The 14,537-nt window shown below is 40.9% G+C and carries 14 protein-coding genes; 12 read left to right on the top strand and 2 right to left on the bottom strand.

Annotated features, from left to right (window positions below):
• Window positions 1-150 precede the first annotated feature (150 nt).
• The 5 genes from F0251_RS04680 to F0251_RS04660 all read left to right on the top strand — a co-directional run bounded on the left by F0251_RS04680 (window position 151) and on the right by F0251_RS04660 (window position 4,698).
• On the top strand, window positions 151-585 hold the full coding sequence (locus tag F0251_RS04680) for a rhodanese-like domain-containing protein (RefSeq protein WP_171730435.1): 435 nt from the start codon (window positions 151-153) through the stop codon (window positions 583-585).
• Window positions 586-690: 105 nt separating this feature from the next.
• Window positions 691-1,158: a protein-export chaperone SecB gene (secB, locus tag F0251_RS04675; protein ID WP_004741403.1), complete on the top strand. Its 468-nt coding sequence runs from the start codon at window positions 691-693 to the stop codon at window positions 1,156-1,158.
• Window positions 1,159-1,333: 175 nt separating this feature from the next.
• On the top strand, window positions 1,334-2,371 hold the full coding sequence (gene gpsA / locus F0251_RS04670; RefSeq protein WP_171730434.1) for an NAD(P)H-dependent glycerol-3-phosphate dehydrogenase: 1,038 nt from the start codon (window positions 1,334-1,336) through the stop codon (window positions 2,369-2,371).
• A gap of 204 nt (window positions 2,372-2,575) precedes the next feature.
• On the top strand, window positions 2,576-3,397 hold the full coding sequence (cysE, locus tag F0251_RS04665) for a serine O-acetyltransferase (protein WP_102424919.1): 822 nt from the start codon (window positions 2,576-2,578) through the stop codon (window positions 3,395-3,397).
• Between the two features lie 149 nt (window positions 3,398-3,546).
• Complete coding sequence (locus F0251_RS04660; protein WP_171730433.1) at window positions 3,547-4,698, top strand: murein hydrolase activator EnvC; 1,152 nt, start codon at window positions 3,547-3,549, stop codon at window positions 4,696-4,698.
• Window positions 4,699-4,970: 272 nt separating this feature from the next.
• Here F0251_RS04660 and F0251_RS04655 read toward each other — a convergent pair whose 3' ends face one another.
• Complete coding sequence (locus F0251_RS04655; protein ID WP_171730432.1) at window positions 4,971-5,609, bottom strand: TetR/AcrR family transcriptional regulator; 639 nt, start codon at window positions 5,607-5,609, stop codon at window positions 4,971-4,973.
• 108 nt (window positions 5,610-5,717) lie between these two features.
• Window positions 5,718-6,881: a nucleotide sugar dehydrogenase gene (locus F0251_RS04650; RefSeq protein ID WP_171730431.1), complete on the bottom strand. Its 1,164-nt coding sequence runs from the start codon at window positions 6,879-6,881 to the stop codon at window positions 5,718-5,720.
• 152 nt (window positions 6,882-7,033) lie between these two features.
• On the opposite strand from F0251_RS04650, the gene rfaD reads away from it, so the two are divergent.
• The 7 genes from rfaD to F0251_RS04615 all read left to right on the top strand — a co-directional run bounded on the left by rfaD (window position 7,034) and on the right by F0251_RS04615 (window position 14,533).
• Complete coding sequence (rfaD, locus tag F0251_RS04645) at window positions 7,034-7,975, top strand: ADP-glyceromanno-heptose 6-epimerase (RefSeq protein ID WP_171730430.1); 942 nt, start codon at window positions 7,034-7,036, stop codon at window positions 7,973-7,975.
• A gap of 78 nt (window positions 7,976-8,053) precedes the next feature.
• A complete protein-coding gene (gene lpxM, locus F0251_RS04640) occupies window positions 8,054-9,007 on the top strand; it encodes a lauroyl-Kdo(2)-lipid IV(A) myristoyltransferase (protein ID WP_171730429.1) in 954 nt (317 codons plus the stop codon).
• A 1-nt stretch (window position 9,008) separates the two neighbouring features.
• Window positions 9,009-10,211: an O-antigen ligase gene (locus F0251_RS04635; RefSeq protein WP_171730428.1), complete on the top strand. Its 1,203-nt coding sequence runs from the start codon at window positions 9,009-9,011 to the stop codon at window positions 10,209-10,211.
• On the top strand, window positions 10,204-10,956 hold the full coding sequence (locus F0251_RS04630; protein WP_171730427.1) for a glycosyltransferase family 25 protein: 753 nt from the start codon (window positions 10,204-10,206) through the stop codon (window positions 10,954-10,956). Before F0251_RS04635 ends, F0251_RS04630 begins: the two co-directional genes overlap by 8 nt.
• A 61-nt stretch (window positions 10,957-11,017) precedes the next feature.
• A complete protein-coding gene (locus F0251_RS04625; RefSeq protein ID WP_171730426.1) occupies window positions 11,018-12,121 on the top strand; it encodes a glycosyltransferase family 52 in 1,104 nt (367 codons plus the stop codon).
• 57 nt (window positions 12,122-12,178) lie between these two features.
• Window positions 12,179-13,369: a UDP-N-acetylglucosamine 4,6-dehydratase gene (locus F0251_RS04620; RefSeq protein ID WP_171730425.1), complete on the top strand. Its 1,191-nt coding sequence runs from the start codon at window positions 12,179-12,181 to the stop codon at window positions 13,367-13,369.
• A gap of 12 nt (window positions 13,370-13,381) precedes the next feature.
• Entirely contained in the window at window positions 13,382-14,533 is a 1,152-nt protein-coding gene (locus F0251_RS04615; protein ID WP_171730424.1) for a LegC family aminotransferase, read from the top strand.
• Window positions 14,534-14,537: the final 4 nt, after the last annotated feature.

The raw sequence follows: 14,537 nt of genomic DNA, 5'->3' as shown, positions 1-14,537 counted from the left end.
TCTATCTAACGGAAAATATAATCAAAAAAATCGTTAAACTTTGCTTCTGATGCTGTTTAAAGATTTAGATCTCTATGTACACTAAACTCCAAACCTCGCTATACTCCTACCCTATAATTTTCCGCCCAATAACGAATAAGAGTTCAAGGCATGCAAGAGTTAGTTCCATTTGTTCAAGAGAATATGATTTTAGCCATCGTATGGATCGGCTTGGTTGTTGCCATCATTGCGAACGTTATCAAAACATCTAATGCAGCGTACAACGAGATCACTGCAGCACAAACTACACAGCTTATTAACCGTGAGAACGGTGTTGTGGTTGATATTCGTACTAAAGATGAGTTCAAAAAGGGCCATATTACTGACGCACTTCACATTTTACCGTCAGACATCAAATCAAATAGCTTTGGTAGCCTTGAAAGCCGTAAAGCTGACCCAATCATCGTAGTATGCAAGACAGGTCAAACCGCTCAAGAAAGCGCTAACTTGCTGGTTAAAGCAGGTTTCGAAAACGTAAGCGTGCTGAAAAGCGGCTTAGTGGCTTGGAGCGAAGCTAACCTTCCTTTGGTTAAAGGCAAGAAATAGTTCAAGGCAAGAAGTAAGCTGACCGAGTTAAACCAATATGACTTTCAGGCTTTGTTCGACTGATATGGTAAACAAAGTCTAATTTAAATTTTTAAGGACAAGAAAATGGCTGAAGCAGCACAACAAGACGCACAACAGAACTTCGCAATCCAACGTATTTTCCTAAAAGACGTATCTTTCGAAGCGCCAAACTCTCCAGACATGTTTCAAAAAGAGTGGAACCCAGATGTAAAACTGGACCTAGACACTCAAAGCCGCGAACTTGGCCAAGGTGTTTACGAAGTAATCCTACGCCTGACGGTAACAGTTAAGAACGCAGATGACACAGCATTCCTTTGTGAAGTTCAACAAGGTGGTATCTTCTCTGCAAGCGAAATGGAAGCTGGTCAACTAGCACATTGCCTAGGCGCATTCTGCCCGAACATCCTATTCCCATACGCTCGTGAAACAATCTCTAGCCTAGTGGTTAAAGGTACGTTCCCACAACTGAACCTAGCACCTGTAAACTTCGATGCTTTGTTCATGAACTACCTACAGAACCAAGCTCAACAAGCTGAAGGCGAACAGGCTTAATTCTCAAAGTAGAATTTAATTCTAACGATTTAAACGTTAGTTAACTTTTAAATGCACATCGCAACTTCTGCGGTGTGCATTTTTTCTTTACACTGTACTAAAGTAGAGAGCCTTCTGATTATTAGGAAGCTTTTCCAGAACTCTTCGATTTCCCTCATTATTTTTAGGTGGAAGCATGACAGACACAACTAACACGACAAACGCTTACGGCAAAGAAATCGCCATGACAGTCATTGGTGCTGGTTCTTACGGAACCTCTTTAGCCATATCTCTAGCGCGTAACGGTGCAAACGTTGTTCTTTGGGGTCACGACCCTATCCACATGGAACGTCTTGACTCAGAGCGCGCGAATAATGAGTTTCTCCCTAATATCGACTTTCCAGAAAGCCTGATCATCGAGTCAGACCTTGAGAAAGCAGTGACGGCCAGTCGTGATCTCCTAATCGTCGTTCCTAGCCATGTATTTGGTATCGTTTTGAATAGTTTAAAGCCTCATTTGTCAGCGAATTCTCGTATTTGCTGGGCTACAAAAGGATTGGAACCAGAGACTGGCCGACTACTTAAAGATGTCGCACATGATGTGCTTGGTGACCATTACTCGCTAGCGGTTCTATCTGGCCCTACTTTCGCCAAAGAACTTGCGATGGGTATGCCGACAGCAATTTCAGTCGCCTCACCGGATGAGACTTTCTTAGAAGAACTACAAGAAAAGATTCACTGTGGCAAGACATTCCGCGTATACGCAAACTCAGATTTCATTGGTATGCAGCTTGGTGGTGCGGTTAAAAACGTTATCGCGATTGGGGCTGGTATGTCAGATGGTATTGGCTTCGGTGCCAACGCACGTACAGCGTTGATTACCCGTGGCTTAGCTGAGATGAGTCGATTGGGTGCAGCTCTTGGTGCACAACCTGAGACCTTTATGGGTATGGCGGGACTTGGTGACCTAGTACTGACATGTACCGACAACCAATCGCGTAACCGTCGCTTTGGTTTAGCGTTAGGTTCCGGTAAAGATGTTGATACCGCCCAAGAAGAAATTGGTCAGGTGGTAGAAGGTTATCGCAACACTAAAGAAGTTTGGTTACTATCAGAACGCATGGGTGTTGAGATGCCAATTGTTGAACAAATTTATCAAGTGTTGTATCAAGGAAAAGACGCACACTTAGCTGCGCAAGATCTACTTGCTAGAGATAAGAAGTCAGAAAGATAAAAGAGCAGATGCGGGATGCGAAAAGAGTAAAAGCAGATACGAGATTCGGGTAAACGAGATACGAAGAGAGCAAGAGCAAATTGAGCTTCTTAATGACGGCTACTTTTCGTTACTCGAATCTCGGTTACTCGCTTCTGTTCTTGTAGCTCTTAGAAACTCTCATCTCGCCATCGCATCAGCCCCTGATAAAGAATGGATGGAAAAATGAAACACTGTGAACAACAAAAAGTTTGGCAATGCATTGTAAAAGAAGCTCGACAGCAGTCTGAGCAGGAACCTATGCTTGCAAGTTTTTACCATGCCACGATTATCAACCATGAAAGCCTAGGGGCCGCACTCAGTTACATTCTTGCTAACAAGTTAAAGACAGCCTCAATGCCTGCGATGGCAGTGCGTGAAGTTGTTGAACAAGCCTTTGAAGAAGATGACTCGATCATTGATGCAGCCGCTTGTGATATCTGCGCGACAGTTACTCGAGATCCGGCTGTAGAAATGTACTCTATGCCATTGCTCTACCTTAAAGGCTATCACGCACTGCAAGGTTATCGCGTGGCGAACTGGTTATGGAAACAAGGGCGTATTGCACTTGCCACTTACCTACAGAACCAGATTTCAGTCGCATGCCAAGTGGATATCCACCCTGCAGCACGTATCGGCAAAGCTATCATGCTCGATCACGCGACGGGTATTGTTATCGGTGAAACGGCGGTGGTCGAAAACGACGTATCCATCCTTCAAGATGTTACTCTCGGCGGTACCGGTAAAGAAGGCGGTGATCGTCACCCTAAAATCCGTGAAGGCGTGATGATTGGTGCTGGTGCGAAAATACTCGGCAATATTGAAGTGGGTGAAGGCGCTAAAATTGGCTCTTGTTCTGTGGTACTACAAGCTGTACCACCACATACTACGGTCGCTGGTGTACCCGCTAAGATTGTTGGTAAGCCAAAGACAGATAAACCTTCTCTAGATATGGACCAAGGGTTCAATGGTCGATCACAAAGCTTTATCCATGGTGATGGGATATAAAACAGCAGTAACGGGATACGAGTAATCGAGATACGAAAAGCTTAAGAGCAGATGCGGGATTCGAGTAACCGAGATACGAAGAGCTTAAAAGCAGATGTAGATTCGATTCAGCGAAATTCTAAAAATTACGAGCAGATGAATACAACTAAATGACGATAATGATGAAACATATTCGAGCTATCAGCCGAACTCTTCTTATATCAGCCAGCCTAAGTGCTGCGCTTTTATCAATATCGTCATTTGCCGCATCTCAAGGTGAATTAAAGGGTGTGTCTAGCGAGATCACTCGCCAGCAAAAAGCCCTCTCTTCACAGCAAAAGAAGCTCGATAGTCTACAAGCAAGCCTAAAGAAACAAGAGCTCTCTATAGCTGCGCTCGAAAAAGCTATCCAAGATAGTAAAAAGCAGCTTAATACGGCGAATGCGAATATTGCTAGCTTAGATGCCAAGATCAAAGTCCTTACTGCTCAAAAAAAAGTCCATACCGATAAGTTGGAACAACTGATTCAAACTTATTACATGACAAGTCGCGCCAAAGCCTCATCTCACATTCTCAACACGGGTGTCGAAGAAGATCGCATCAGCCATTACTACCAACATCTTGCTAAAGCCCGTTCTGCAACAATTAAAACTATTGAACAAACACAACTGGAATTAGAAGAAAGCCATAAACAGCGCCAACTTGAACAAGAGCAGATCGCAACTCTGTTAAAACAACAGACAACAAAACGCGACAAGTTAGCTCAGACTCAAACGCAGCGTAAGAAAACCGTTGGCAGTATTAAGAAGAACATCTCAGGTGATAAAAATTACTTAGCCGAACTGCAGCGTAATGAGACCCGCCTCAAAGCGGAGATCGCCAAAGCAGAGAAAGCCGCTAGAGAAAGACGTAACGCAGTGCCTATGGATGGCTTAGCAAAGCGTAAAGGAAAACTACCTTGGCCAATCAAAGGAAAAGTTCTGCATAACTACGGCTCACGTCAAACCGGGCAAGTTAACTGGAAAGGTATGGTGATTAATGCCAAATATGGTCAACAGGTTAAATCGGTTTACTCAGGCACCGTTGTTTTTGCTGAGTATCTACGTGGTTATGGCTTAGTAATCCTTCTTGATCACGGCAAAGGTGACATGACGCTCTATGGCTTTAACCAAGCACTACTCAAGAAAGAAGGCGATAAAGTGAAAGCTGGCGAAGCCATTGCCCTTGCTGGTGACACTGGCGGTCAAACCCGCCCATCACTGTACTTTGAGATTCGCAGAAACAGCCAAGCTCAGAATCCAAAGAGTTGGTTGGTTAGGTAGAAGCAGATACGGGATTCGAGCAACCGAGATACGAAGAGCTCAAGAGAAGTCGCGGGATTCGAGTAATCGAGAAACGAAGAGCTTAAAAACAGATACGGAGTTCAAGTCATCGAGATAAAAATCATGAGAGCCGATACAAGGTTAGAGCAAAACGTGACATGAAAAAAGCAACCTAGTCGTCGCTCTCCTGCTTTTCGTTTACTCGTATCCCGTAACTCAAATCTGCTCTTTCCCGCTCTTCGTTTACCCGTATCTCGCTTACTCACATCTTTCTATTTAGAGTTCAACGCCCTTACACCATCTTCTAATAATGTCAGCTGTTCAAAACCTTGCGCGGTCGCAATCGGCTTAACGGTCGCGATCATCTGCAGCATACCTTGGTGCACAACTTGCTCAGTTATTTGGGCTTTTGGAGACATCGCAGACTGATACGCTAACCAACCCGATGCGATCAGGTGAAGAGAAGTCACCATCGACTTCATCTCTGAATCGTTCGCTTTCAGCAAGTTCAAGTCAACAAAAGCCTTCATAATATCGACAAGATTAGTTTGAAGTCTTTCTTGCACAGCCATGTAATCGAGGTGAAGTTGCTCGTCACGAGACAAGATTTCAGGAAGGTTTGCGTAGAAAAAACGGTACTTCCACATCAGAGTAAATATGGAATCTAAATAGTGTTTTAATAGCGTGAGGCTCTCTTTCTGACCTTGGATGGGAGTAAACCTTTCAAGCAATTCAGTAGAGTAGAGGGTAAAGATATCACGGACAATTTCTTGCTTGTTACGAAAGTGGTAGTAGAGGTTACCAGGGCTGATCTCGATGTGGTCAGCAATATGATTCGTCGTAATACTACGCTCACCATGCTCGTTAAAAAGCTCTAAAGCAGCGTAAACAATCTTGTCACGTGTTTTCATTATTTATTAGTATCCCTATCCGTTTAGTGGTTTAGTATATCGCCACTAAACAGATAGATCGAGCTGTTAACATCTGGTCTAATTAGCACTAGCTAAAATAGAACCAAATCAATCACTACCAAACAGATCTCGTGTGTAAACCTTGTCTGCCACATCTGCAATCTCTTCTACCATTCTGTTAGAAACAATCACATCGGACACCGCTTTGAATTCCTCAAGGTCAGAATAGACTTTCGAATTAAAGAAGTGCTCTTCTTTTAGTACCGGTTCAAACACAACAACTTCGATACCCTTAGCTTTCAAGCGCTTCATAATCCCTTGAATTGACGAAGCACGGAAGTTGTCCGAGCCAGCCTTCATGATCAAGCGATAAATGCCGACTATTTTCGGAGAGCGCTTGATGATTGAATCCGCAATAAAATCTTTGCGGGTGCGGTTAGCATCAACAATAGCACCAACAATGTTGTTTGGTACATCTTGGTAGTTAGCTAATAGCTGTTTGGTATCTTTCGGTAGACAATAGCCACCATAACCAAACGAAGGATTGTTGTAGTGATTGCCAATTCTAGGATCTAAGCCCACACCCTCAATGATCTGGCGAGAATCCAAGCCATGCGCTTCCGCGTAAGAATCAAGTTCATTGAAATATGCAACACGCATTGCTAGGTATGTATTAGAGAAAAGTTTTACTGCTTCAGCTTCCGTAGAGTTGGTGAACAAAACATCGATATTCTCTTTTTCAGCGCCTTCGACCAGAAGGTCTGCAAACACTTTCGCTCGCTCAGAGCATTCACCAACGATAATTCGAGAAGGGTTCAAATTATCGTACAACGCTTTACCTTCGCGCAAAAACTCAGGGGAGAAGATGATATTTTCACAGTTCAGTTCTTGTTTGATCCGTTCAGTATAGCCAACAGGAACCGTTGATTTGATGACCATCACAGCTTTAGGATTTACTGCCATCACATCTTTGATAACAGACTCGACGGAGCTGGTGTCAAAGTAGTTGTTTTTAGGATCATAATCGGTAGGCGTTGCAATGATGACAAACTCGGCACCTTCATACACTGATTTATCGGTCGTTGCCCTGAAGTTCAGTACTTTATTTGCCAGGAAGTGTTCTATTTCAGCATCAACAATAGGCGACTGCTTGTTGTTAAGCATCGTCACTTTTTCATCGATTATATCCACTGCGATCACTTCATGCTGCTGAGCTAACAACATCGCATTTGAGAGACCTACATACCCTGTACCGGCTACTGCAATCTTCATGATAATACCTATAGTTTTGAGCAATTAACTCAACAAAATTTATAACTTAGCTTGCCATATCATACTCCGGTTGGGGAATTATTCCACTAGCCCGCCTTATCTATTCCTTGCTATACTCGTGGTAGTTTTGTATTCAAAAGAGTTAGAGAATTATGATTATCGTAACCGGTGGTGCTGGCATGATTGGCAGCAATATTGTTAAGGCGCTTAACGAAGCGGGCCACAACGATATTCTAGTCGTCGACAACTTAAAAGACGGTAAGAAATTTAAGAACCTTGTCGACTTAGACATCACAGATTACATGGATCGTGATGACTTCCTAACTCAAGTGATGGCTGGCGATGACTTCGGTCATATTGAAGCGATCTTCCACGAAGGAGCATGCTCTGCAACCACTGAGTGGGATGGCAAGTACATGATGCTTAACAACTATGAGTACTCAAAAGAACTGCTTCATTACTGTGTAGAACGTGAAATTCCGTTCCTATATGCCTCTTCCGCTGCAACATATGGTGAAACTGATACTTTCATTGAAGAGCGCGAATACGAAGGTGCATTGAACGTATATGGCTACTCAAAACAACAATTTGACAACTACGTTCGTCGCTTAACGGCTGATGCAGCAGCGCACAACGAGACACTTTCGCAAATCGTAGGCTTTAGATATTTCAATGTTTATGGACCGCGCGAACAACACAAAGGCAGCATGGCATCCGTAGCCTTCCACCTGAACAACCAAATGAACGCTGGTGAGAATCCAAAACTGTTTGCAGGCAGCGAAACCTTTAAGCGTGATTTTGTTTATGTTGGTGATGTAACAGCCGTTAACCTCTGGTTCTTAGAGAATGGCGTTTCTGGCATTTTTAATCTAGGCACCGGCAATGCAGAGTCATTTGAAGAAGTGGCAAAAGCGGTAATCAAACATCATGGCAAGGGAGAAGTTGAAACCATCCCATTCCCAGAGCACTTAAAAGGCGCTTATCAAGAGTTCACCCAAGCTGACTTAACTAAACTACGCAGTACAGGTTGTGATATTGAGTTTAAATCGGTCGCCGACGGTGTTGCTGAATATATGAAGCTTGTTAACGGATAATAAATATAATCATTTCCTGAGTAGCGAGCTTTTAGCTCGTTTCCCTGTTTCCCTAATAAAAAATGTAATAGTGTATTAATGACCACACAACGCAATGACTTTGACCCCAAAGCATACAACCCTGAGTTTGAATGGGGCTTTCTCGCGCCTAAATACTGGGGCACCTGGATCGCAGTACTACTATCTTCGTTAGTTAGCTTTTTTCCTAATAGTATTCGTTTAGCTATGGCTAAATTTATGGCTAAACAAGCCGTAAAAATAAAGAATAAAGCCAACCGTCGAGCGCGTGTAAACCTTGAGATGTGTTTTCCTGAGCAGTCAATGGAAGAGCGCGAAGAAGTCCTTTATAAGTCATACGTTACATCCATCTCATTTTTGATGGGCTTTGCATCCCTAACCCTTAAAAGCAAAGATTGGTTAGAGAGTAATACGTCGATAAACGGCCTGAGTAATTTGACTGATATTACAGACAATGGCGAGAATGTTATCTTGCTGGTGCCACACACATGGGCTATCGATATCCCAGCGGTATTATTAGCTTCACGCAATTTACCTGTATCGGCGATGGCAAAAGCTCAGAAAAACAAACTCAGTGACTGGCTGATGCATCGACAGCGCGTACAATACGGCGGTCGAGTTTATGACCGTAGCGGCGGTATAAAACCTTTCATCAAGTCTGTACGAGATGGTTACCTAGGTTATTATCTCCCAGATGAGGATCTTGGTCGCGAGCACAGCGTCTTCGTTAATTTTTTTGCTACACAAAAAGCAACTATTTCAGGCCTTGGTCGATTATCTAAACTGAGCAAGGCTAAAATTGTTCCACTATTCGCTCAATACGATAGCAACACTGGCCAATACACTCTGGACTTCTACCCCGCTTTGCCATTTCCAACAGGAAGCGAAGAACAGGATGCACGTATGATGAATCAATGCATTGAAGATTACGTGAGCAAAAATCCTGAGCAATATATGTGGATCTTAAGACTACTTAAGACTCGTCCTGAAAGTACTTTAAACCCGTATTCATAACATGACTATTCGTAACAATATCCTACAACTATTAATGCTATCTCCTTATTTATTTGCTTTTTCAGGAATGCTAATTATTCCAAGTGGAGATAAAAAAATGGCAATATTTTTAGTCATCGGTGCTTTGGCTAGTTTAGCCTACTCCAAGGTGAACAAAATAGAAATTAAAGAACAACTATTCCGCCCTTATTTATACATTTTAATAGTAGCTGCTTTATATACTATTTTTAGTTACTACACCCACGGAGCAAGCTCTCGAGAAATGAGAATGTTAATAGCTAGTTCCATATTTCTAGCTGCTTGTCCTATAATGGACACCAATAAGAAGCTCCTTGCATATCTATTGCTTATAGGCAGCTTGACACTATTTTTTAATAGTTTTAATTACCATTTTTTAATAGGCTACCATAGATTTACTGGATATATAAACCCAATCCCATACGCTACCATATGCGCATTAATTGCTTCTACGGCATATTCAATTATATTATCGAGCTCTAATATTAAAGAAAAGCTGGTATGTGTATTTACTTTACTTATAGTCTCTTATCCTCTGATCACAAGTGAATCTAGAGGTGTATGGCTTGCTCTTGCTTTATCTCTTTTAATCATATCGGCGATTCATATTAAGGATACTAAAAAGGAAGCAGTGAGACTAACAATCCGGATACTAATATTATTTTCTATAGTGTCTTTTGGCTCTCTAGTATTACTTAAAGGCAGCATAATTGAAACTGTAAAAAAAACGAAATTTGAAATAAGTCAAATTGAATCTGGAGAGTTTAATAACTCTATTGGGCTAAGACTTCAAATGTGGTTAGTTGCACCAAAGTTAGTAAAAGATAATTTATTTTTTGGAAATGGTGATTACCATCAATTAAAAGTAAAACAGCTTTATAGTCGAGGTGAGGCTCCTTATTCATTATATAACTTTAATCCCACGCATTATCATAACCAATTCCTAGATAAGTTAATAAAATCAGGTATTATTGGTTTTATTATTTTATCTTTAGTTATGATATACCCAATATCAATTAGCAATCACTTATCAAAACGTGAAAAAATGATAGTTTGGGGGGTTTTTACCGTGATTTTTGTAGCATCTATGTCTGATGTCCCACTTAATCATCCGCAACCTTTAATAGTATATTTATTAATTTTGTTTCCTATATTATCAAGGTATAAGAGGGTTACCAATGACTAAAATCTTTGTCATAAACTTAGAATCTTCCACCGAGAGAAAGGAGAATATTTGCAATCAATTGAATGATTTATCTCTTCCTTTTGAACTATTCTCTGCTATCGATGGAAGGGTATCCCCTTCTCACCCACTACTAAGTCGTTACAATGATGACTTAAGCCAAACATACCGAGCAAAAACACTAAGTGCTGGGCAGTTAGGTTGTTATGCGAGTCATTTTCTTCTATGGGAGAAATGTGTAGAAATTAATAAACCAATAATAATAATTGAAGACGATGCTCTTTTATTTAAAGAGGATTTTTTAAATTTCATACAAGATATCCCAGATATTCCAGATACTATAGGGTGCATTCGATTATTCAAAAATAAGCGCCGTAAGTATGACTCTTATGAAGTGTTCAAAGCTAGATCTACAAGCATTCATAAGTTCACTAAAGGACATATGAGTGCAACAGCCTATTTCTTAAGACCTTCAGGAGCTAAAAAGTTCCTCGAACATTCAAAAGAGTGGTATATGGCTGTCGATATTTATATGGATCGATTCTGGCAAAACGAAGTCGAGTGCTACGGCTCTGCAGTACCCTGTTTAACGAATGACCCAAAGTTTGATTCTGATATCGGATATGAAAAACGCACAAGCACCAGAAGTTTATTCAAGAAATGTAAGCGTGAGTGGTTCAATTTAAACGAAACTATCCAACGTCACCTACATAACATAAAATTCAAAATTAGCATTAAAAAACAATGAGCTTTACGTGGTTAAAATACTCTTACACAGTCAAGTTAATACAGTCTTATCGAGGTAAATCATGATAGATGGAAATTCAAATCTTTATATTTGCTCTACGGTAAGGCATGTTATGCTAAGTGTTTTTCATGCTGTTAAGTCAAATAAAAAATCAACCATTACATTGTTTAATGACTACCAAAATATTCCTTCTACACTTATAAATACATCTAACCTACCAAGTAACATTAACATTATATTGGCTAGTAGAGATGAGCTAACATCCGAAATAAAGCGAAAGGGTCTAATTGGTAAATTTATAATAAAATCCTCCATGCTCGGATTGCGTATCCCTAATTTTTTAAAGAGTTCTTTGACTTCCTATATTAATGATTATAAAAAAAATACACTTCCAGATTTAGGTAGCTATGAACTTTTTGTTTTCAATGATGACAATAAAATGTCTAGATTATTTAGGTTGTTGGTTCCAACATATAAAATGATTGAAGATGGAATGAGGAACTACATTGAAATTCCTGTTCATAGTCCAGTAAAAAAAACATTTAGACGGTTTAAGGGCTACCCTTCAAAGACAATGACCATGGGCGAAAAAAAAGAGTGTCTAGAAATTCACCTTCTTTCACCTGAGAAATCACCCTCAAAAGTAAAAGACAAAGTAAAAAAACTTACTCTATCAAAATCAGGACACGCTGTTGAGGTAGTATCAGAACTATTCCAAGTCGATAATTACACAAATAGAAAAAGAACGATCATTCTTGCTACTCAGCCCACATCTAAAGAAAACGCTCTACGATTCAAAGATATCAACTTTGTCAAAAAGGTCTATCAGGACATTTATAAACAGGCAATCAATGCTGGCTATAATGTTGTTTTAAAGCTCCACCCTTCTGAGCCAAAAGACGATTACAACAAACTCTTTGAGGGCGTTGAACAACTGCCTCCCAAACTTCCAGTTGAGCTATTTCTTATGATGTCGAATCAAAAGATGGGTATTGTGTCTTTGTTTTCGTCAGTGGGCATGGGACTAGAGGAGTACTGTGATGTTTTTCAAATATTAAAACAAGAAGAAGTATCCGAAGCTATCAATACAATCGCCAGCTTTGAAGAAAATCCCAAAGAACTAGACTTTAGAATTAATCAAGTTTTGCAAAAATTTGAATTATAATTTTAGTACAATGCGTAAATTAGTTATCTAATCCAGTTCAACATATAGAGTAATGCCATGACTAACGCTTTATCTTTGATCGGCCGAACAGAGGCCCTCTTCAATTCTGATATAAAACGACATCAAGAAAAGCTATCGGACGTTGTTTCACAGTCTCGCTTTCTTGTATTAGGGGGTGCAGGCTCTATTGGTCAAGCTGTTACCAAGGAAATCTTCAAACGTAACCCTAAGAAGCTACATGTTGTCGATATTAGTGAAAACAATATGGTAGAGCTTGTTCGAGATATCCGTAGTTCATTTGGTTACATTGATGGTGACTTCCAAACATTTGCTTTGGACATTGGTTCTCTAGAGTACGATGCATTCATCAAAGCTGATGGTAAGTTCGATTATGTATTGAACCTCTCTGCGCTTAAGCATGTTAGAAGTGAAAAAGATCCTTACACACTGATGCGCATGATCGATGTGAATGTTTTTAATACTGACAAAACGATCCAGCAGTCTATTGATGCTGGCGCGAAAAAGTATTTCTGTGTTTCAACAGATAAAGCTGCAAACCCAGTCAATATGATGGGAGCATCCAAACGTATTATGGAAATGTTCCTGATGCGTAAAAGCGAGCAAATGGCAATCTCAACGGCTCGATTTGCAAATGTGGCATTCTCTGATGGTTCGTTACTTCACGGATTTAACCAACGTATCCAAAAGCGCCAACCTATCGTGGCCCCAAACGACATCAAGCGTTACTTTGTTACTCCTCAAGAGTCGGGAGAGCTATGTTTAATGTCTTGTATCTTTGGCGAAAACCGTGACATTTTCTTCCCGAAACTGAGTGAAGCTCTACATCTTATTTCGTTTGCAGATATCGCGGTGAAATACCTAGAGCTACTTGGTTTTGAACCTCACCTATGTGAAACAGAAGAAGAAGCTCGCCAACTTGCACATACGCTTCCAGAGCAGGGCAAGTGGCCATGTTTGTTTACTGCAAGTGATACTACGGGTGAAAAAGACTTCGAAGAGTTTTTTACAGATAAAGAAGAGCTGGATATGTCTCGATTCGAAAATCTGGGCATCATCAAAAATGAACCTCTTTATGAGCAAGAGCTTCTTACTTTGTTTGAAAGCAGCATCTCTGAGATGAAAGGTGAGCGAGCTTGGACTAAAGAGCAGATTGTGAAACTGTTCTTTACCATGATCCCTGATTTTGGGCACAAAGAAACGGGTAAATACCTCGATAGCAAGATGTAAGTGGAGCATTCAATGAAAGCGACATCTATTGTTGAATTTGTGAGAGATACTTACAAAACAGACGAATTTATTCCCTTACATGCACCGACATTCGATGGCAACGAAAAAGCGTACGTAATGGAAACAATTGAAAGTACATTTGTTTCTAGCGTCGGTAAATTTGTTGATGATTTTGAGAGAAAAATTGAAGCTTACACTGGTACGGCTAAAGCTGTAGCGACAGTAAATGGCACAGCAGCATTGCATGCTGCATTGTACATGGCTGATGTTCAAAGAGGCGACTTGGTCGTCACGCAAGCTTTGACTTTTGTTGCAACCTGCAATGCTCTTTATCATATGGGGGCTGAGCCTATTTTTCTGGATGTATCTCCAGTGAGTTTAGGGTTGTGCCCTAAGGCTGTGGATGCATTTTTAGAAGAGAATGCTGAAGTCACAGACGCGGGGTGTATTCATAAAAAAACAGGCAGAAGAATCAAAGCCGTTATACCAATGCACACGTTTGGTCACCCTGTAGAGCTTGATGAACTGGTTGCCGTTTGCTTGAAATGGAACATCACGTTGGTTGAAGATGCCGCAGAAAGCCTAGGCTCGTTCTACAAGGGCAAACACACCGGTACTATTGGTGATTTTGGTGCTGTCAGCTTCAATGGCAATAAGATCATCACTACAGGCGGTGGTGGCATGGTGTTATGTAAGACTCAAGAATTAGGTGCGCGTACTAAGCATGTCACGACGACAGCAAAAGTTCCTCATCCGTATGAGTTCTTCCATGATGAACCTGGTTTCAACTATCGTATGCCAAACCTGAATGCAGCTCTAGGGTGTGCTCAGATGGAAGTTATCGAGCAGTACCTAAAACAAAAGAGAGTGCTTGCTGAAGGTTACAATGACTTTTTTAAAGGTTCAGACATCAAGTTTGTCACTGAACCTGAATATGCGCAGTCAAACTATTGGTTAAATGCAATCATTTGTCCGGATAAAGAAAGTCGCGAAGAGGTACTTAAAGGCACAAATGGTTCAGGCGTAATGACTCGACCAATTTGGCAGCTCATGCACAGATTACCTATGTTTGAGAATGCAATACGTGGTGACCTAACTTACTCAGAGTTTATTGAGGCGCACCTAATCAATCTTCCAAGTACCCCAGTGGAAATCAAAGGCTAAGTAG

The organism is Vibrio sp. 070316B (assembly GCF_013114115.1).
Lineage (GTDB): Bacteria > Pseudomonadota > Gammaproteobacteria > Enterobacterales > Vibrionaceae > Vibrio > Vibrio chagasii_B.
Note: the sequence above shows the minus strand (reverse complement) of the source record. Positions and strands in the feature narration are given on the sequence as shown.